Origin of the sequence: Kitasatospora sp. NPDC127060, from assembly GCF_042724935.1 — a bacterium.
GTDB lineage: Bacteria > Actinomycetota > Actinomycetes > Streptomycetales > Streptomycetaceae > Kitasatospora.
This window is the reverse complement of record NZ_JBHXEG010000006.1, coordinates 103,953-122,065: the sequence shown is the minus strand read 5'-3', so window position 1 is coordinate 122,065 and position 18,113 is coordinate 103,953. Positions and strand designations below refer to the sequence as shown.

The 18,113-nt window shown below is 75.0% G+C and carries 15 protein-coding genes; 6 read left to right on the top strand and 9 right to left on the bottom strand.

The window, feature by feature from the left end; all coding sequences use genetic code 11:
• Nucleotides 1–121: 121 nt before the first annotated feature.
• Nucleotides 122–1,168, bottom strand: a complete 1,047-nt coding sequence (locus ACFWIS_RS06010; RefSeq protein WP_380458144.1) for a TIGR03617 family F420-dependent LLM class oxidoreductase — start codon at nucleotides 1,166–1,168, stop codon at nucleotides 122–124.
• Nucleotides 1,169–1,302: 134 nt separating this feature from the next.
• On the bottom strand, nucleotides 1,303–1,923 hold the full coding sequence (locus ACFWIS_RS06005) for a TetR/AcrR family transcriptional regulator (protein WP_380458142.1): 621 nt from the start codon (nucleotides 1,921–1,923) through the stop codon (nucleotides 1,303–1,305).
• A gap of 94 nt (nucleotides 1,924–2,017) precedes the next feature.
• Between ACFWIS_RS06005 and ACFWIS_RS06000 the strand changes: the two genes are divergently transcribed.
• Nucleotides 2,018–3,508, top strand: coding sequence for a carboxylesterase/lipase family protein (locus tag ACFWIS_RS06000; protein ID WP_380458140.1), 1,491 nt, complete (start codon nucleotides 2,018–2,020; stop codon nucleotides 3,506–3,508).
• Nucleotides 3,509–3,530: 22 nt separating this feature from the next.
• On the opposite strand, the gene ACFWIS_RS05995 is transcribed toward ACFWIS_RS06000, so the two are convergent.
• A complete protein-coding gene (locus tag ACFWIS_RS05995) occupies nucleotides 3,531–4,769 on the bottom strand; it encodes a styrene monooxygenase/indole monooxygenase family protein (protein WP_380458138.1) in 1,239 nt (412 codons plus the stop codon).
• Between the two features lie 277 nt (nucleotides 4,770–5,046).
• Here ACFWIS_RS05995 and argJ point away from each other — a divergent pair, with 277 nt between their 5' ends.
• Entirely contained in the window at nucleotides 5,047–6,201 is a 1,155-nt protein-coding gene (gene argJ, locus ACFWIS_RS05990; protein ID WP_380458136.1) for a bifunctional glutamate N-acetyltransferase/amino-acid acetyltransferase ArgJ, read from the top strand.
• A 27-nt stretch (nucleotides 6,202–6,228) separates the two neighbouring features.
• On the opposite strand, the gene ACFWIS_RS05985 is transcribed toward argJ, so the two are convergent.
• The 3 genes from ACFWIS_RS05985 to ACFWIS_RS05975 all read right to left on the bottom strand — a co-directional run bounded on the left by ACFWIS_RS05985 (nucleotide 6,229) and on the right by ACFWIS_RS05975 (nucleotide 8,381).
• Nucleotides 6,229–6,981: a thioesterase II family protein gene (locus tag ACFWIS_RS05985; RefSeq protein ID WP_380458134.1), complete on the bottom strand. Its 753-nt coding sequence runs from the start codon at nucleotides 6,979–6,981 to the stop codon at nucleotides 6,229–6,231.
• A 74-nt stretch (nucleotides 6,982–7,055) separates the two neighbouring features.
• Nucleotides 7,056–7,625, bottom strand: a complete 570-nt coding sequence (locus tag ACFWIS_RS05980) for a GNAT family N-acetyltransferase (protein ID WP_380458223.1) — start codon at nucleotides 7,623–7,625, stop codon at nucleotides 7,056–7,058.
• Between the two features lie 114 nt (nucleotides 7,626–7,739).
• Nucleotides 7,740–8,381, bottom strand: a complete 642-nt coding sequence (locus ACFWIS_RS05975; RefSeq protein ID WP_380458132.1) for an AAA family ATPase — start codon at nucleotides 8,379–8,381, stop codon at nucleotides 7,740–7,742.
• Between the two features lie 85 nt (nucleotides 8,382–8,466).
• Here ACFWIS_RS05975 and ACFWIS_RS05970 point away from each other — a divergent pair, with 85 nt between their 5' ends.
• The 3 genes from ACFWIS_RS05970 to ACFWIS_RS05960 are packed head-to-tail and all read left to right on the top strand — an operon-like array spanning nucleotide 8,467 to nucleotide 9,325.
• Nucleotides 8,467–8,646 carry a hypothetical protein gene (locus ACFWIS_RS05970; protein ID WP_380458130.1) on the top strand — a complete coding sequence of 60 codons (180 nt, stop codon included), beginning with the start codon at nucleotides 8,467–8,469 and terminating at the stop codon, nucleotides 8,644–8,646.
• Nucleotides 8,643–9,146 carry a hypothetical protein gene (locus tag ACFWIS_RS05965; protein WP_380458128.1) on the top strand — a complete coding sequence of 168 codons (504 nt, stop codon included), beginning with the start codon at nucleotides 8,643–8,645 and terminating at the stop codon, nucleotides 9,144–9,146. Before ACFWIS_RS05970 ends, ACFWIS_RS05965 begins: the two co-directional genes overlap by 4 nt.
• A complete protein-coding gene (locus ACFWIS_RS05960) occupies nucleotides 9,143–9,325 on the top strand; it encodes a hypothetical protein (RefSeq protein ID WP_380458126.1) in 183 nt (60 codons plus the stop codon). Before ACFWIS_RS05965 ends, ACFWIS_RS05960 begins: the two co-directional genes overlap by 4 nt.
• Before the next feature lie 7 nt (nucleotides 9,326–9,332).
• Here ACFWIS_RS05960 and ACFWIS_RS05955 read toward each other — a convergent pair whose 3' ends face one another.
• The 3 genes from ACFWIS_RS05955 to ACFWIS_RS05945 form a co-directional block, all read right to left on the bottom strand.
• Complete coding sequence (locus tag ACFWIS_RS05955; RefSeq protein ID WP_380458124.1) at nucleotides 9,333–10,322, bottom strand: ABC transporter ATP-binding protein; 990 nt, start codon at nucleotides 10,320–10,322, stop codon at nucleotides 9,333–9,335.
• A gap of 139 nt (nucleotides 10,323–10,461) precedes the next feature.
• Entirely contained in the window at nucleotides 10,462–13,269 is a 2,808-nt protein-coding gene (locus ACFWIS_RS05950; protein WP_380523488.1) for a hypothetical protein, read from the bottom strand.
• A complete protein-coding gene (locus ACFWIS_RS05945) occupies nucleotides 13,266–16,616 on the bottom strand; it encodes an FtsX-like permease family protein (protein WP_380463939.1) in 3,351 nt (1,116 codons plus the stop codon). Before ACFWIS_RS05945 ends, ACFWIS_RS05950 begins: the two co-directional genes overlap by 4 nt.
• A gap of 401 nt (nucleotides 16,617–17,017) precedes the next feature.
• On the opposite strand from ACFWIS_RS05945, the gene ACFWIS_RS05940 reads away from it, so the two are divergent.
• Nucleotides 17,018–17,761, top strand: coding sequence for an ABC transporter ATP-binding protein (locus tag ACFWIS_RS05940; protein WP_380523486.1), 744 nt, complete (start codon nucleotides 17,018–17,020; stop codon nucleotides 17,759–17,761).
• The last annotated feature ends 352 nt before the right edge of the window (nucleotides 17,762–18,113 follow it).

The window sequence follows — 18,113 nt, the reverse complement described above, 5'->3', positions numbered from 1 at the left end:
CGCAAGGACGGAACCCTGGCCGCTTTCGCTCGCCCGTCGCAGCTACCGAGCCCCGCTCACCCCCGGCCCCCCAGCCCCGCTCACCTCAAACCCGGCGCGCCGCCTCAGCCCGATGCCCGCCTCAGCCCAGCGCGCGCACCGCCGCCAGCACGTCCAGGCCGAGCTCCTGGTCCGCGTCCTCCGGCAGGTTGACGGACAGCCGGGTGACCAGCCCCGCGTACCGGCGGTGGATCTCCCGGGCCGCCTCCTCCACCGTGCCGGAGACCGCGAAGGTGTCGAACACCTCGTCCGAGATCAGCGCCGTCATCTCCGCCCAGCGCCCGCGTACCGAGTGGGTGTGCAGCTCCTCCTGGAGGCCCTCCCAGCCGTGCTGCGCGAGCACCGGGCGGTAGGCCGGGGTGGAGGCGTAGAAGGCGAGGCGCTCCCGCACCCCGGCCCGGTTGGCCGCCAGCTCCTCCTCCGTCCGGCCGGTGGCGGTGAGCACATTGCCGACGATCTCGAACGGCCGCCCGGTCCACCCGGCGCCCTCGGCCTCCGCCTGCCCGCGCGCCTCGACCAGCCCGGGCAGCACCTGCTCGGCCAGGTAGGCGGTGGAGGAGAACGGGTGGGCGAGGAAGCCGTCGGCCACCGCCCCGGCGGTGCGGGTCATCAGCGGCCCGACGCCCGCGAGCAGGATCCGGGGCACCCCGGCCGGGATCGGGTCGGGCGAGAAGACCGGCGTCATCACCGTGTGGGTGTAGAACTCGCCCCGGAACCGCAGCCGTTCACCGGTCTGCCAGCTGTGCCAGATCGCCCGCACCGCGTGCACGTACTCCCGCATCCGGGCGGCCGGACGGTCCCAGGGCATCCCGAAGCGCTTCTCGATGTGCGGCTTGACCTGCGAGCCCAGCCCGATGACGGCCCGTCCGCCGGAGGCCGCGTGCAGGCCCCAGGCCTGGTAGGCCAGCGTCATCGGGGTGCGGGCGAAGGCCACCGCGATCCCGGTGGCCAGCTCGATCTCGCGGGTGCGGTCGGCGGCCCGGGCCAGCTGGAGGAACGGGTCGTAGGCGGTCTCGGCGACCACCAGCCGGTCCATGCCCCGGCGTTCGGCCTGCTCGGCGGCGTCCAGGATGCCCGCCGGGTGCCCGGAGGCGGTGGCGTCGAGGCGGAGGACGACGGGTCGGTCCATGCGGGTGCTCCTGGTCACGGGGTCGGCGTCCTGGAAGACGGCGGTGGGCGCCCATCAGCCTCCCACGCCGCCACGGGGCGGCCGACCGGCCCTCCCGCGCCGCCACGGGCCCGCCGAGCGATCCTCCCCCGCCGTCACGACCCGGCCGACCCGCCCTCCGCCCCCGCGAACAGCCGGTCCAGGTGCCGGTCCACGGCGGTCAGCACGGCGTCCGGCTCGACCACGTCCAGCTCCAGCAGCGTGGTGAATCCGGTGAGCGCGAGCAGCAGGTCCGTCTCCACCAGCGGGTCGCGGTCGGCCGGGACCAGCCCGTCGGCGACCGCCTGCCGGACCACCCGCTCCACCGCCTCCCGCCCCCGGACCAGCCCGCCGCGCACCCGTGCGTGGACCTCCTCGTCGTGCAGCGCCTCCAGCACGTAGGCGGCGCTCATCCGGCTGGTCACCCGCGAGTCCGGGTGCAGCGGCAGCAGTTCGACCAGCATCGCCCGCAGCACCGCCCGCGGGTGCGGCCGTTCGCCCAGCTCCGCCAGCGCCCGCGCGACCCGCCGGCCGCTCCGCTCCCCGGCGAGGTCCATCGCGAAGCCGAGCAGTTCCGCCCGGGAGCGGAAGTAGTGCTGGAGCTGCCCGAGCGAGATCCCGGCCTCGCCGGCCACCTCGCGCAGGGTCAGCTGCGTGGCGCCGCGCTGTTCCACGACTCGCCACAGCGCCCGGGCGATGGTCTCTCGGCGCTCCTGGTGGTCCACCTGCTTGGGCATGGCCCGGCTCTCCTCGACGACCCCCTCACTCCAATACGATTGACATAATACAGGCGACCGATAACGCTGGGGCACTCCGAGGGAGGAGCGCCCCATGCTTGTCCAGCCCGTCGCCCACACCACCGAGGGAGCCGTCCGCGGTCTCCTGGACGGAGGCCTCGCCGTCTTCCGTGGCATCCCGTACGGCCGACCGCCCGTCGGAGCGCTGCGGTTCGCCGCGCCCGTCCCGCCCGAGCGCTGGGACGGCGTCCGCCAGGCCGTCGAGTTCGGCCCCGTCGCCCCCCAGTCCGGGCCGCTGCAGGCCGAACCGACCACCGGCACCAACTGGTTGACGCTCAACGTCTGCACCCCGACCCCGGACGCGGCCGGGCTGCCGGTGCTGGTCTGGATCCACGGCGGCGGCTTCATCGCGGGCACCGCCGCCGACCCGCTGTACGACCCGGTCGAGACGGCCCGGACCGGTCTGGTCGTGGTGAGCATCAACTACCGGGTGGGGGCGGAGGGCTTCGCGCTCCTCGACGGCGCCCCCGCCAACCGGGCCTTCCTCGACCAGATCGCCGCCCTGGAGTGGGTGCAGCGCAACATCGCCGCGTTCGGCGGCGATCCCGGCCGGGTGACCATCGCGGGCCAGTCCGCCGGGGCCTCCTCGGTGGCCGCGCTGCTGACCATGCCCCGGGCCCGCGGCCTGTTCCACCGGGCGATCGCCCACTCCGTCGGCGGCAACCTCGCCACCCCCGCGCTGGCCGCCGAGGTCACCGCCACCCTGGCGGAGCGGCTCGGCGCCGCCCCCACCGCCGCCGGCCTGGCCGAGGTCGACCCCTGGAGGCTGGCCGCGGCCGTCACCGACCTCGGCACCGAACTCCCCGGGCACCTCGCCCGCTGGGGGCGGCTCGCCCACACCGGCGTCGCCACCGTCCCGGTGGTCGACGGCGAGGTGCTGCCCGAGGAGCCATGGGCCGCCCTGTCCGCCGGGCGGGCCGCCGGGACGGAGCTGCTGGTCAGCCACGCCCGGGACGAGTTCCGGCTGTTCGCCGTGCTGGCCGGCCGGCACGGCACCTTCACCGAGCAGGACGCCCGACTCGCCCTGGACCAGCTCGCCCCGCACCCGGACGGCCCGGACGCCTACCGCGCCGCCTTCCCCGCAGCCACGCCCGGGGACCTGGTCGAAGCCGTCTTCTCCGACGCGCTGTTCCGGATGCCCTCGCTCCACCTCGCCGAGGGCAACACGGCGGCCGGCGGCACCTCGTACCTCATCGAACTCGGCTACCCGGCCCCCGCACTGGACGGGGCGTTCGGCGCCTGCCACGGGCTGGACGTCCCGCTGGCCTTCGGCACCCTGGACAGCCCGATGGGCCGGCACTTCCTCGGCGCCCCGCCCGCCCCGGAGGCCGTCGAACTCTCCCGGGAGCTGCGGCAGGCCTGGGCCCGGTTCGTCACCACCGGCGAGCCCGGCTGGGCCGCCCATGAGCCGGAGCGGCAGCTCACCCGGGTGCTGAGCGCCGCCCCGGAGACCGTCCGCTACCCCGGGCAGGCCTCCCGCACCATCTGGGCCGGGCGCGGGCCGACGGCCTACGACCTGGTGTGACGCTCCCCCGCCCAGCCTGCGGTCAGCCGCCGAGCGTCGACAGGTACCCGGCGGTCAGTTCGGGCGTGGCCAGCCAGGCGGCGTGGTCACTCGGCTCGGCGTAGGTGTTGGCCAGCCGCCGGGCGACCTCCGGGTGCTCGGCGGCGGCCGCGAAGACCCCCTGCAGGTGGTCCGGCATGGTCAGCATCGCGGCGGTGAACTCGACGCTGTGGCGGGCGTGTCGCTGCCAGAAGCGCTCGGCGGTGCGGCACATCCAGTCCGCGGTGAACGGCGCGTCGCCGTGCTCGCGGATCGCCCGCCGATACGCCTCCGCCGCGCGGGCGGCGCCATTGGCGCCCTGCCCGGTGATCGGGTCGTTGACCACCACCGCGTCACCCAGGCCCAGCACGTGCACCGCGTCGACGCCGGAGCCGAGTTCGGCCACCGGGCGACGGACCACCGGGGTCACCGCGCCCCACAGCCCGGCCCCGGCGTCGGTCGGCTCGGCGGCCTGCCAGAGCTCCGCCTCCCAGGGCAGGTACGCGGCCAACAGCGCCCGGATCCGGTCGAGTTGGACGTCGGGCGCGGGGCCGTCGCCGAACACGTCCAGCGGTCCGCCGGGCAGCGCCTCCCAGAGCAGGATGTCGCAGGGGCCGGAGCGGGTCAGGGCGGGCTGGAGGTACAGCTCGCCCAGGCCGGGCAGGGCGTACATCCGGGCCCTGGGCCCGGCGGCCGGGTCCGGCGAGCCGACGCCGTGCGCGTACAGGCAGGACAGCGCGCGCTGCGGCCGGTCGAACGGCGAGCGCGCGGCGTCGCGTTCGAAGATCCCGGCCAGTTCGCCGCGCCCGGTCGCGACCACGGTGAGCCGGTGCCGCCGGGCCAGCTCGTGCAGCCCGGCCCGGTCCAGCGAGCGGTACTCGATCCGGCCGCCGCGTTCGGCGAGCAACTCCAGCCAGTGCGCGAGCTTGATCCGCTGGTCCACCGACCGGGCGGGCTCGTCCAGGGTCATGGTGAACTCCAGGGCCCGGGTGCCGGGCGGCGCGACGAGCGCCGCGTCCACCGAGTCCACCGCCGGGGCCTCGCCCGCCCAGTGGTCCAACCCGGCCGCCGCCTCGATCCGCAGTGCCGGGCCGAACATCGCCTGGGTGGACAGCACCCGCCCGCCCCGGACCTGCTCCGGGGTGCGCTCGGCGACCAGCGTCACCTCGTACCCGTCGTCCACCAGCCCGAGCGCGAGCTGCAGGCCGGCCTGACCCGCTCCGACGACGGCGATCGGGCTCATACGGCGGCCTCCCGGTGGTCTGCTGACGGTCTGTCGGCTCTTCGAACACGGTGCGTCCAGCTCGCACAGTAGCCGAGCCCCCGGGCCGCGGGCAGGGGTCGGGCCGGACCGATCGCCCGCCGCACCACCCCACTCCCCGCATATTCATGCAGTAGCGGAGAGTGAACCGCCTGATTCAGCCTGTCCGTTGACCAAAACCGATTGCCAAGGTATCCGTTAATCTGCAAATCTATCCAGCACTCCCGCCACTCCACCACTCCGAGAGGGTCGATCGACCATGCAACCGGTGACACCCCGCGGCTTCCGGGCCATCACGACGAACATGGGCCTCAAGGACGTCGAGGACGACTTCGCCGCCGTCGTCTCCGAAGTCCCCTGCCGGTCCGCGGCGGTCTTCACCCGCTCGCGGTTCGCCGGCCCCAGCGTCCTGCTCAGCCGCGAGGCGGCCGCGCTCCGGCGCAGCCGCGGGATGGTCGTGCTGTCCCGCAACGCCAACGTCGCCACCGGGCGCACCGGAGCGGAGAACGCCGCCGAGGTGCGCCGCCGGGTCGCCGAGGTGGTCGGCATCGCCCCGGAGGAACTCGTCATCGGCTCCACCGGCGTGATCGGGCGCCCGTACCCGATGGACCGGATCCGCGCCGGGCTCTCCGCCCTGACCTGGCCCTTCCCCGAGGCCGACTACCCGGCGGCGGCCCGCGCGATCATGACCACGGACACCCGGCCCAAGTACGTCCACGCGCGCTGCGGGGACGCCCTGCTCGTCGGCATCGCCAAGGGCGTCGGCATGATCGAGCCGAACATGGCGACCCTGCTGACCTTCTTCTTCACCGATGCGGACCTCCCCGGCGCCGAACTCGACGCCCTGTTCCGCCGGGTGATGGACCGCACTTTCAACGCGCTGAGCATCGACACCGACACCTCCACCAGCGACACCGCCGCGGTCTTCGCCAACGGACTGGCCGGACCGGTCGACCCGGCGGCCTTCGAACAGGCGCTGTACGAGTGCGCCCTGCACCTGGTGCGCGAGATCGCCTCGGACGGCGAAGGGGCGTCCAAGCTGATCGAGGTGCGGGTCACCGGGGCGCGCGACGCGGCCCAGGCCAAGCGGGTCGGCAAGAGCGTGGTCAACTCCCCGCTGGTCAAGGCGGCCGTGCACGGCGCCGACCCGAACTGGGGGCGGGTCACCATGGCCGTCGGCAAGCTTCAGGACGACACCGACATCGAGCCGGCCGCCGTCCGGATCGCGTTCGGCGACCTCCCGATGTACCCCGAGGACCCGGACGACGCCCTGCTGGAGCGGGCCCGCGCCTACCTGGGCGGCGAGGCCGTGGTCATCGGGATCGACCTGGGCATCGCCGACGGCGCGTTCACCGTCTACGGCTGCGACCTCACCGAGGAGTACGTCAAGCTCAACGCCGACTACACCACCTGACCCGCTCGCCCCCGCGGCCCGAGGGCCTCAGCCGCCCAGGTGCGCGGCCAACAGGCGCACCACCGCGTCGAGTTGTTCCGCCAGGTAGAAGTGCCCGCCCGGGAACGTCCGCAGGCTGAACCCGCCGCTGGTGTGCCGCTCCCACTGGGCGACCTGCTCGGCCGTGGCGTTGCCGTCGCTCTCCCCCACCAGACCGGTGATCGGCTGGGGGACGACGGCGTCCGCCTCGGCCCGGTAGGTCTCGATGGCGGTGTAGTCGGCCCGCAGCGCCGGGATGACCAGCTCGCGCAGGGCGGGCACATCCAGGATCCGCTCGTCCGTCCCGCCGAGCCGGACGATCTCCCGCAGCATGCCGTCGTCGGAGAGCGTGTGGACCGAACTGTCCCGCGGCAGCGAGGGCGCGCGGCCCGCGGACACGAACAGCCGCTCGGGCCCGGCCAGTCCGTCCCGGGTGAAGCGGCGGGCGACCTCGAACGCGACGGCCGCGCCCATGCTGTGCCCGAAGAACAGGACCGGACGGTCCATCCACGCGCGCAGCTCCCGGTAGAGCTGTTCGGCGAGTTCCGGCACCGAGTGGATCGTCGGCTCCGCGAAGCGGTTCTGCCGGCCCGGGTACTGCACCGCCAGCACGTCCGCGTACGGGGCCAGCGCGTTGGCGTACCCCAGGTAGTAGCTGGCCGAGCCGCCCGCGTGCGGGAAGATCACGATCCGGGCGGGCGCGGAGTCCGACGGGTTGAACCGGCGGAACCACGGGTTGTCGACGGCGGCGCTGCTGGACATGCGGGGTGTGACCTCTCTCCGTGTCGGACGCTGTTCACCCCAGTCTCGCAGCGCGCCCGCCGCCCCGGGGACGGTTACGGCGTGCCACCCCCCTCGTGCGCCCGCCGGGGGCGGGCGAAGTAGTCGGCGCGGGTCAGTTCGTGGACGCGCAAGGGGGTGCCGCTGTCCGGGCGGGTGGTCTCGCGCTCGGGCCGCAGGCCGAGCTTGGCCATCACGCGCTCGGAGGCCGTGTTCCCGATCTGGGCGATGCTGACCACCCGGTCCAGCTCCGCGGTCTCGAAGCCGAACCGCAGCGCCGCCCACGCCGCCTCGGTGGCGATGCCCCGGCCCCAGTACGCCCGGCCGAGCCGCCAACCGATCTCGACGGCGGGCAGCACCTCCGGCAGGAAGTACGGCACGGCCAGGCCGGTGAACCCGGCGAGTTCACCGGTGTCGCGCAGTTCCACCGCGAACAGGCCGAAGCCCTCGGTCTCCCAGGTGTTCTCGAACCGCTCGACGGCCCGGCGGCTCTCCTCCGGGGTGAGGGCCCTCCCCTCGCCGATCCAGCGCATCACCTCCGGGTCGCCGTGCACCTGGGCCATCACCGGCACATCGCTCTCCCGCCAGCGCCGCAGCACCAGCCGAGGGGTCTCGATCCGCACCATCCGCTCCACGTCTCCCTCCGGGTCCGTGCCATCATGCCGTGCTGTGCCCCGCCGCACCGGGGGCATCCGCCGATCCGCCGGAACCGAGGCGCGACACCCGGCCCGCGGCCGAGCTCAACGAGCCGTCCGGAACGTGACCGCCTCCGCCCGCGCCCGGGAGACGGCGTCGAGCAGCAGCACCGACGCCGCCTCCGGCGTCGGCACCGGCCCGCCGCAGCGCGCGTACCGGGTGAACGCCGCCGACAACCGCCCCAGGCCCCGACGATGACGCGCGAACACCCGGGCGGAGGCCCGCCGTCCACGGGCTCGCTGGCCGTCGAGGGCGGTGGCGGCGCCGACGTCGAGCAGCACCAGGTGCAGTTCCCGGCCCTGCCGGCCGGCCTCCCGGGCGAGCCAGCGGCGCATCCAGGCGCGGCTGCCGCAGTCGTGCACCAGCAGTGGGCCGCCGCGCCGCACCGAGGCGCGCAGCAGCCGGAAGTGCTCCAACCGCGCCCAGGGCCGGTAGACCGCGTACGGGAGGCGCGCGGGCATCACCGCCTCGCAGGCCTCGTGCACGGTCCGGGGATCCACCGTCGCCACGGCTCCGCCCGTCGCCGCCCAGCGCCGCAGCAGGGTGCTCTTGCCGGCCCCCGGCAGGCCCGACACCACCACCACGGCACCGGCCGGGTAGGCCACCACCAGCCCCGCCCCGGCCTCGCCCCGCAGGTCCAGCACCCCGCGCGGCGCCACGACCGCCGCCTCCACCTCGCCGCCCACCGCTCCCCCGTCACCGTCCGACCGACGACCCTAACAAGGCCGTCGCCCGCGCCCGCACCGGCGGTCCGCGGGGCGGATTCCGTGCGTGCCGCCGACCAGGCCCTACCGCCCCGAGGACGTGACGGCCCTCCGGTTCACCGGCGGCACCACCGGCCGGCCGAAGGGCGTGCTGCGCCGCTTCGCCCGGCCCGCCCGGCCCGCGCTGCTGTCGGGTGCGTGCTTCCTGCTCTGCACCCCGCTGTGCCACGGCGGCGGGACCAGATGACGATCGTCGAGGGGCACAATGTGTTCCCCCAGGAGGTCGAGGAGTCGCTACGGACCCACCCGGACGTCCGCGAGGCGGTGATGTTCGCGACCACCGACCCGGACCGCCTGGAGCGCGTCCACGCCGTCGTGGCCGTCCGGCCGCACGCCCCGGCGCCCCCGGAGCAACTGCGCCGCTGGGCGCGCGAGCACGCGGACGCCCGGTGCGCCCCGGACACCGTCCTGGTGCTGTCCTCGATCCCGCCGAACGGGCTCGGCAAGCCCGACCCGTCGGCGCTGCGCGCCCTGGTCGAGGAACGCACCGGACGGACCGTCACCGCCGCGCGGGGGCGCGCGAGGGAGTGTGACACGCCCCCTCGATGCTTCGAGCGCCCGCGCAGACCACCTGTCGCACCGCAGTCGGCGGGAAGAACCGAGCGTGGGCACTCGACCGTGCGGGCCGAGCTGCCGATACACCCCGGCGGCGCTCCCTCGCACCGTCCCCAGGAGGCACTCCCTTGACCTGGCTACGCGTCCTGACCGCACTGGGCATCCTCGCCGCGGCGGCCAGTGCCCTGCTCGTCTTCGCCCTCTGCACCGCCGCCTCCCGGGGCGAGCGCGCCGACGGGGCCGCGCCGCCCGACCTCCGGAAGGACGCCGAGGGCAGCGGCCTCTTCCAGCGGATGGGCGGCGACGGCTGAGCGGACCTCAGCTCCCGGCGAGGTCGCCCGGGCGGACCTCGATGTGGTCGGCCGCGAGGTCGACCGCCACCCGGTGCTCCATGCCGAGCGCCTCCAGGAACTTGACCGGCAGCTGCACCCGCCCGGTGCGGTCCAGCATCACGTACTCGCGCTCGTTCACCGACTCCTCGCCGTGCTCGTCCGTCACGGTGCGGCGCAGCACCTCGCTGCTGGTCCGGCCGTCGCGGATCGCCACCGTCCGGCGGACCTCGCCCGCGACCATCGGGTCGTGGGTGACGATCACCACGGTGGTGCCCAGTTCCCGGTTGACGGTGCGGAAGGACTCGAAGATCACCCCCGCGGTCTCGGAGTCCAGTTCGCCGGTCGGCTCGTCGGCGAGCAGCACCGGCGGGTCGTTGGCCATCGCCACCGCGATCGCGACCCGCTGCTGCTGGCCGCCGGAGAGCTCGTTGGGGCGCCGGTGGGCGAGCTCTCCGATCTCCAGCGCCTCCATCAGCTCGGCCACCCGGGCCCCCTGCTGCTTCGCAGCGAGCGCCCCGCCGCGGCGGCCGCGCAGTTGCATGGGCAGGGCGATGTTCTCGGCGGCGGTCAGGAACGGCAGCAGGTTGCGGGCGGTCTGCTGCCAGATGAAGCCCACCACCTCGCGCCGGTAGCGCAGCCGCTCCTTGGCGGACATCTCCAGCAGGTCGCAGCCCGCGACGGTGGCGGTGCCGGCGGTCGGCACGTCCAGCCCGGCGAGGATGGTCAGCAGGGTGGACTTGCCGCTGCCGGAGGCGCCGACCAGGGCGACCAGGTCGCCCTGCTGGATGGTCAGTTCCAGGCCCTGCAGCGCCTGGACCTCGATCCCCTCGGCGCTGAAGATCCGCACCAGCCGGTCGCAGACGATGGCCGCGCCCGCTCCGTACGCCTTGGGCGAGGCGGCGGCCAGGGCCCGCTGCCGGAGCTCCTGCAGGCTGGGGGCCTCGACGGCCGGCCGCTCCTGGGGGGTGCTCTTCACGGCTGCTCTCCTGTCTCGACGGTCTGGGCTGTCTGGGCTGTCTGGCTGGTCCGAACGGTCCGGCCGACCCGGCTCTTGCGGGCCGGCCGGCCGACCCCGGTGTTCTGCGCTGTCGCGGTCCGTGCCGCTGGTCCCGCTGTCACGACTGCTCCCCGGCCCGCAGCTCGGTGGCGATCTGGCGCCGGCCGGCGACCAGCGTCTCCAGCACCACCCCGAGGCCGACCAGCAGGGCCAGGCCCGCGGTGGGCAGCAGCACCGGCAGCGGCGCAGGAGTGATGACGTCCCCGACCTTGGCCCCGACCAGCGTCGAGATGTCGAAGGCGCCGCCCAGCAGGGCGACCGCCGCCACCGCGACCAGGCCGCCGCCGACCGCCGCCGCCAGGGTCTGCGGCAGCGCCTCGGTGATGATCAGCGCCAGTCCCTGCCGGGGCCGCAGGCCCATGGTGCGCAGCCGGGCGAGCACGGCCGTGCGGTCGGGCGCGGCGCGGAACAGCGTCAGCAGCACCGCGAGCAGGGCGTATCCGGCCCCGGCGGCCGCCGCGTACCAGAACAGCCGCTCGGCCGCGTGCTGCAGCGGGTCGTCGCCGAGCGCGGCGGAGGTCTCCCGGCTGCTGTGCACCGAGTATCCGGCGGGCAGGCCGTGGGTGGCCTTGCCGGCCTCCGCGGCACTCTCCCCGACCAGCTTGGCGATGCCCGTCAGCTGGGCACCGCCGTTGGTCCGCAGCGCCGACCTGACCTGCTCGGGGTCGACGTCGCCGACGGCGAACCACTTGTTCGCCCGCGCGACGTCCGGCAGGCGCTCCCAGGCGGGGCCGGACGGGACGACGACGAACGGCTTCCCCGGGTCGGGCAGGGCGGGAGTGGCGGCGACGATCCCGGCCACGGTGGTGCGCAGCTCGTTGCCGTTGGGCGTGCGCACCCCGGCCGGGCCGCCGGCCAGGCGCTTGGCCAGGTCCCGGCTGAACAGGGCGGGCACCGGGGTGTCCCGGCCGCCCGGGGTCCCGGCCAGCTTCGCCGGGTCGAACTCGCCGACGCCGACCGTCCGGGCGATCTCCGCGTACGCCGTCGGCTCGACCACCACCAGGTAGGCCTCGGTGAAGTCCTGGTCGGCGCCGACGAAACGGGCTTTGGGTTCGACCCAGGCGCCGGTCGAGGCCCGGACGCCGGGCAGCGCGTCGGCGGCCTTGACGAACGACTCGGACAGGGTGCCGTAGTCCGGCAGGGACACGCTGATGTCCCCGCCCGTCACGATGCGCGCGGCGCGGGTCCGGACGTGGTCGACGGTGTCGAGCACGTTGGCGCCGAAGCCGGTCGTGGTGACGGCGATCAGCAGGGCGAGCAGCGGCAGTACGGAGGGCCGACGCCGGCCCGAGGTGTCGCGGGCGGCGCGGGCCAGGCCGAGGAAGCCGATCAGGCCCCGGCCGCGCCCGGCGAGGGCGGCCAGCCAGCCGACCACCACCGGCTCGGTCCGGGCCAGCAGCAGTCCGCCGGTGACGGCGAGCAGCAGTGGAGCGGCGACCAGCAGCGGGTCCAGCCCGCCGCCGGTGCCGACGCCCCGGCGGCGGACCTCGGCGACGGCCGCGACGGTGACCGCCAGGACGGCGAGTTCGCCGACCAGGCGGCGCCGGCCGGCGGCCGGCCGCCGGCGCGACCACAGCAGGGCGGCGCGGACCGGGAAGGCCAGCAGCGCGATCAGGGTCGCGGCCAGGGCCGCCAGCACCGAGCGGTCCCACCGGGCGGTGGGCAGCAGCACCAGGGCGAGGACCGTGCCGAGCACGGCGGCGGGCAGGACGGTGACGGCGCCCTCGCCGAGCAGCCGTCCCAGCACCCCGGTGCGGGAGCCGCCGCGGGCCCGGAGCAGCCGGATCTCGGCGGCGCGCCGGTCGGTGGTGAGCGCGGCGGCCAGGAAGAGCACCACGGTGGCGACGCCCGCGACGCCCGCCGGGCCGATCGTGCTGAGCGGCAGCGAGGCCTGGTAGCGGTCGTCCGCCCGCCTGAGGAGTTCGGGAAGGCCCGAGGAGGTGTGCAGGTCGACGCGCCCGGTGGCACCGGCCATGGCGGTGGCGTCGCGCCCGGTCAGGAAGGAGCTGAGGACGTTGCGGGTGTGGGCGAGCCCGTCGGCGTGCAACGAGGAGATGTCGACGGGCGTCCGCCAGAAGTTCTCGGCGTTGGACCCCCATCGGGCCATCGCGGGCAGGCTGCCGCCGTCGACGAATCCAGTGGTCGCCCAGTGCTCGTGCCCGGGCGCGGTCCGCAGGCAGGCCCGGGCCGGGCAGCCGAGGTCGTCCCAGAACGGGTCCAGCGGGTCGTTGACCTGGTAGAGGCCGACCACCACGGTGGTCCGCTTCTTACCCGAACCCTCGACGCCGTTGTCGATGGCGTCACCGAGCTTGATGTGGATGGACTCGGCGGCCTTCTTGCTGATCACGACCGGCAGCGGACCGCCGACGACGCCGGGGGTCGGCCAGGTGCCGTCGGTCAGGGTGGCCCTGGAGGCCAGGTCGTGCAGGTAGAGCAGGCTCAGGGTCGGATCGGTGTGCTTCTCGGCGAACCGGACGTACTCCGGGTTCCCCATCCCGCGCTCGCCCAGGGCCCGGGCCCCGTAGGCCTGGCCCGCCGGGGCCGGTGTCAGCTGCCGGCCGACCATCTCGGCGATCTGCCGCTGCCCCCGGTCGAGTTCGGCGGCGTAGTCGTCGTCCAGCGTCTTGGAGGTGGTCTGCAGGCTGCTCTGGCTGAGACCCGCCTTACGGACGAAGTCCTGGAGCGCCGTGTCCGCGCCCCGGTCCGTGACGCGGGGGAAGGCCGCCGCCAGGAAGACGGTGACGAAGGCGAGGGCCGCCATCAGCAGGGCGGCCGACGGGTTCGCCCGCAGTCTGGTGCGGACCCACCGCGCGGGGCGGTGGGCGGTCTCCGGGGTGGGCACGTGGGTGCCGGCCTGGGTGGTCACATCTCCTCCACGTGGCGCAGCCGGCTGGCCACGTCTCGACGGCGGCGTCCGATGAGGAAGGCCGACAGCAGCGGGGCGACCGCGATCGCGGCCGCGAACAGCAGGGCCTGGCCGACCGGCAGCTCGATCAGGGCCTCGGGCATCGGCCGGCGGGCGGCGGGCGTCAGCACGACGAACGGGACGATCAGGTGGACGAGCAGGGTGCCGAGGACGAGCCCGACCACCCCGCCGAGTCCGACCAGCAGGGCCTGTTCGGCCGCGACGGTGCGGGACACCTGCTTGCGCGGTGCGCCCAGGGCGAGCAGCAGCGCGGAGTCCCGGGCGCGCTCGTGGGCGGAGCCGGCCACGGCGGCGACGAAGCCGATCGCGGCGAGCACGGCGGTGACCAGCGCGATGGCCAGCAGCGCGTTCTGCGGGGCGGCGCCCACCGGGTCGCTGAGCATTCCCTCCGAGACCTCGTCGTAGAGCTGGACGCTCTGGGAGCCGGGGGTGGCCCGCACGGCGGCGGCGGCCTGGGCCGGGACGCGGTCGCCCGGCCCGGTGGCGGGCAGCCACCACTCGGCGCGGCTGGGCAGGGACCGGCCCTGGGCGGCCAGCACCCGAGCGGTGGTCGCCAGGTCGATGACCAGCGCCGTGCGCCCGGTCGCCGGTACGGCCTGGACCTCCCCGGTGACCTTGACCTGGAGGGTCGTCGCGGCGAACGGCACCCGGAGGACGTCACCGACACGGGCGCCGACGAGCGTCAGGTAGTCCTGGGTGGCGACGCCGCTCAGCACGCCCGGAGCGTCCGCTCCGGCGATGCCGAGGACGGCCCGCACGGTGCCGCCGACGCCCTTCCCGGGACGGTAGTCGACGGCGAACAGCCGCCCGGCGTCGGCCGGTTCGGGTCGTGCGGTGGCGAGCGGCGGCTCACCGGGCTTGAGCCGCGGCCCGTCGACCACCCCGCCCGTCCAGGAGAGTCCGGTCGGCACCGGGACGTCGGTCGCGGGCCCGTCGGCGGTGTCCGAGACGGCCAGCCGGCGGACGGTCAACTCGCCCCCGGCCCGGTCGCTGAAGGTGACGGTCGCGCCGACCAGGCTCAGCGGTGCGGCGACGGAGCCGATCGGGGCGTCGACCAGCGGGCTCAGCGGGGCCGAGGCGCGCTGCTCGCCGCCGGTCGGCAGACCGGTGACCAGGACCTTGTGGACGTAGCCGAAGCGGTCCCGCAGCAGGAGGGTCAGCTCCGGCGGGGTGGGGGTCACCGGAGGCAGGCCGGGGGCCGAGGGCGTGGTGTTGTACTCCTGCCGGACGGTCAGGTCGACGTCGATCCGCAGCGGGCGGCCGGGCAGCGGCACACCGGCCTTCGCGCCGGTCGGCGCCGGCTGGGCGAGCCCGCCGAACAGCTTCGACCGGTCGGCGCCGTCGAGCAGGTCCGCGCGGACCGGGACGCGGTCGGCGAAGGCGGCGGTGTCCACCGCGAGCACCTGGCCGTTGCCGTTCGGCAGCGCCTGGTCCTCGCGGTCCACCGGGACCAGCCGATCGCCACCGGGCAGGTCGCCGTAGCGGCCGCCCTGGCCCATCAGCGAGCTGTGCGAGGCGGAGATCCGCAGGCCGCCGGCCGTGTCGAAGGCGGCCTGGTCGTTCTGGGAGGCGGTCCAGGTGGCGTGCTGGCCGAACGCGAGCACCCCGGTGGCGACGGCCATGACCAGCAGCAGTACCGGCCCGGTGGCCCGGGCGGGCTGACGGGCCAGTTGCCAGCCGACCATGGCCGGGCCGAGGCCGCTGCCCCGGGCGGCGACCCGGGCGCCCAGCCGGGCGACCAGCGGCAGCAGCCGCAGCACCACCAGGGTTCCCGCGCACAGGGCCAGGGTGGGGGTGGCGACCAGCAGCAGGTCGACGCCGAGCCGACCGGAGGAGTCGGTGGACAGTCCGCCGCCGTACTGGTCGAGTTGCTGGTAGGCGAGCGCGGCCAGGGCGAGCACCGCGAGGTCCCCGCCGTTGCGGGCGATGCCGGAGACCACCGCCTGGCGGCGGCCGGCTCGCCGGCGCAGGGCGGCGCCGGCGCCGCGCAGCAGGCTGGGCACGGTGGCCAGGACGATGCAGCCGAGGGCGCAGAGCACGGCCACCGGCCAGAGCGTCCAGCGCAGTTGGGTCTCCAGGGCGACCTGATGGGAGCGGCCGAGGCCGGCCAGGACGCGGACCAGGAACGGTGTGAGCAGCGGCGCGAACACGGCGGCCGGGAGGGCGAGCAGCACCGACTCCAGCGCGGTGAGGCCACCGAGCCGGGCACCGGAGGCGCCGCGGGCGGCGAGCAGTTCGTTCTCCCGCTCCTGGCGGGTCGAGATCAGTCGGACCACCAGCAGCAGGGCCGCCGTGGCCAGCACCGCGAGTTGCAGGGCGCCGATCAGCAGAGTGGACCGGGCGACCAGCAGGCTGGCCGACAACTCGCCCACCAGATCCTGGACTTCGGTGTTGGCGGTGAGGCTGGAGGTCTTCCGCAGGTCGGCGCCCAGACCCTGGGCCCGGGCACCGATGGCCTCGGCCGTGCTCTGGTCGACGCCCGCGAAGTCGGCGTCGAGCAGCCAGCCGCGGCTGCTCTGCGGCAGGCCGCCCGCGGTGAAGGCGCTCTGGTCGACCATCATCGGGCCGTAGGTGGTGAACCCGCCGATCTGGATCTCGTGGCCGCCGACCGGGTCGATCCGCCAGTAGGGGGCGAACGGGTCGACGACCCGGTAGCTGCCGGTGACCCGGACGGTCAGCGGCGAGCCGTCGAACCGGTCGGCGAGCCGGACGTCCGCGGGCAGCGCCTCGGCGGTCAGGCCGAGCCGGGTCAGCATGGCCTGCGGGACGGCGACCTGCGGGGCGGCGGAGCGGACCGGACCGGTGGCGGCGCCCGGCCAGGCACCGGCGACCAGGCTCACCCGGGACCGGTCGAGGTCGGCCAGCACCGTCAAGTCGGGCTTGTCGGAACTGGATTGACCACCCGCCGAAGCACCCTCCGGGGCGCCGTTCGTCGAGGTGCCCGCCGGGGCACCGCCCGCCGGGGCGTCACCGCCCGGCAGGCCGTAGGAGCGGCTGCGGAGCAGACTGTCGGTGCGTACGGGCAGGTCACCGAAGAGCTTCTGCCGGTAGGAGGCGAGCGCCTCCTCGTCCTTCTGCCGCTGGTCGAGGCCGTGTTCGGCGGTCACCACCACGGTGGTCCGGGCATGACCCGGCCCCTGGAGCGCCTGCCTCAGGCCGGCCTGGCCGACACCGCTGTTGAAGGTCACCAGGGCGGTCAGCACCGCCGTGGTGATCAGTACCGTCAGCAGGACGGCAGCAGCCAGCGGCAGTCGCCCGCGCAGCCTGCGCACGACGAAGCCGAGCATCAAGTTCCTCCCCCGGTTGCATCCCCGGTCGCATCCCGGCGCCTGTCGATCCGGTCCGGGCACATCTCGGCCACGGACGAACACCCCACGGGCACACCGGCGCAGTGATCCCCGGCATTCGATCGCCGGATAGCGGACGATGCTGTCAGATTCGATCCGGGAACGGAAGGGACTTGCGCGAATCAAGTAAGCAATGAGCAAATTCATTGTATTGGCCATCACCCCACCGGGGACAAGCCATTGAAATGCCATGCACACTTCACAACTCGGGCTTCCGTGCACCCCTTTGACCAGGGAACTCCTCCGTTACGAATTCTCCGCCCGGGACGCTGAACCGAATTGGCCACCACATCCGTTGGCCCGGAGAGAACCGGGCCCCATCGCCCGCAGGGGGACGCCGCATGACACGACACCAGGCCGCCGACACCACCCCGACGACCGGCCCGACGACCACCGGCCCGATGGTGGAGGTGACCGGCCTCCGGCGCAGCTTCGGCACCGGCGAGCGGACCGTCCACGCCCTGCGCGGCATCGACTTCTCCATCGAACGCGGTGAACTCGCCGCGCTCAAGGGCCGTTCCGGCTCCGGCAAGACCACCCTGCTCAACCTGGTCGGCGGTCTGGACGCGCCGACCGGCGGCAGCATCAGGCTGGACGGCATCGACCTCGGCGGACTGGACGAGGACGGCCGCCTGGCCCTGCGCCGGGAGCGGATCGGCTTCGTCTTCCAGTCCTTCGGGCTGATCCCGATGCTCACCGCCGCCGAGAACGTCGGCGTGCCGATGCGGCTGCGCAAGGTCCCGCCGGCCGAGCGCGAGGAGCGCGCCCACACCCTGCTCGCCCTGGTCGGCCTCGCCGACCACGCCGGCCAGCGGCCCGGCGAACTCTCCGGCGGCCAGCAGCAGCGCGTCGCGATCGCCCGCGCGCTGGCCAACGAGCCCGGTCTGATCATCGCCGACGAGCCCACCGGCCAGCTGGACTCGGAGACCGGCCGCTCGATCATGGAGCTGCTGCGCGCGGTGGTCCGCAGCGAGGGCGTCACCGTCCTGGTCGCCACCCACGACCCGACGCTGATGGGGCTCGCCGACCGGGTGATCGAGCTCCACGACGGCCGGATCGTCGAGGAGGCGGAGCAGGCGGCCTGACGGCTGCCGCGCTCCCGCCCGCGGCGTGAATTCACCCGACTGAAGGCCGCGACGGGACATCACGCCCTTTGCCTCGTCGAGAGGAATCCGCCCACCCGGAGCGGTCCCTTGCCGATGCCCCCACCGCGGCTGCGGCGAATTCCCCCACCGGCGGGCCGGGAGAGGTTCGATGACGACCTTCCGCCGCCATTCCCGCCGGATTCCGGGAAGTCCTGACGGACGTGCCGCCGCCGGAACACGACCGTGGTGGGGGGGCGCCGGCCGGGGCCCCCCCCGCCCCCCCCCCCCACGCCCCGGGGGCCCCGGGCGGGCCCCCCAACAGGCCCGGGCATATAGGCGGGCCGCGGGTTGC

Bases quoted from the DNA above. Each gene is read 5' to 3' on its own strand.
- argJ (WP_380458136.1), top strand. From the start codon at position 5,047: ATGCAACCGGTGACACCCCGCGGCTTCCGGGCCATCACGACGAACATG.
- ACFWIS_RS06000 (WP_380458140.1), top strand. From the start codon at position 2,018: ATGCTTGTCCAGCCCGTCGCCCACACCACCGAGGGAGCCGTCCGCGGT.
- ACFWIS_RS06005 (WP_380458142.1), bottom strand. From the start codon at position 1,923: ATGCCCAAGCAGGTGGACCACCAGGAGCGCCGAGAGACCATCGCCCGG.
- ACFWIS_RS05940 (WP_380523486.1), top strand. From the start codon at position 17,018: ATGACACGACACCAGGCCGCCGACACCACCCCGACGACCGGCCCGACG.
- ACFWIS_RS05985 (WP_380458134.1), bottom strand. From the start codon at position 6,981: ATGTCCAGCAGCGCCGCCGTCGACAACCCGTGGTTCCGCCGGTTCAAC.
- ACFWIS_RS06010 (WP_380458144.1), bottom strand. From the start codon at position 1,168: ATGGACCGACCCGTCGTCCTCCGCCTCGACGCCACCGCCTCCGGGCAC.
- ACFWIS_RS05945 (WP_380463939.1), bottom strand. From the start codon at position 16,616: ATGCTCGGCTTCGTCGTGCGCAGGCTGCGCGGGCGACTGCCGCTGGCT.
- ACFWIS_RS05965 (WP_380458128.1), top strand. From the start codon at position 8,643: ATGACGATCGTCGAGGGGCACAATGTGTTCCCCCAGGAGGTCGAGGAG.
- ACFWIS_RS05995 (WP_380458138.1), bottom strand. From the start codon at position 4,769: ATGAGCCCGATCGCCGTCGTCGGAGCGGGTCAGGCCGGCCTGCAGCTC.
- ACFWIS_RS05980 (WP_380458223.1), bottom strand. From the start codon at position 7,625: ATGGTGCGGATCGAGACCCCTCGGCTGGTGCTGCGGCGCTGGCGGGAG.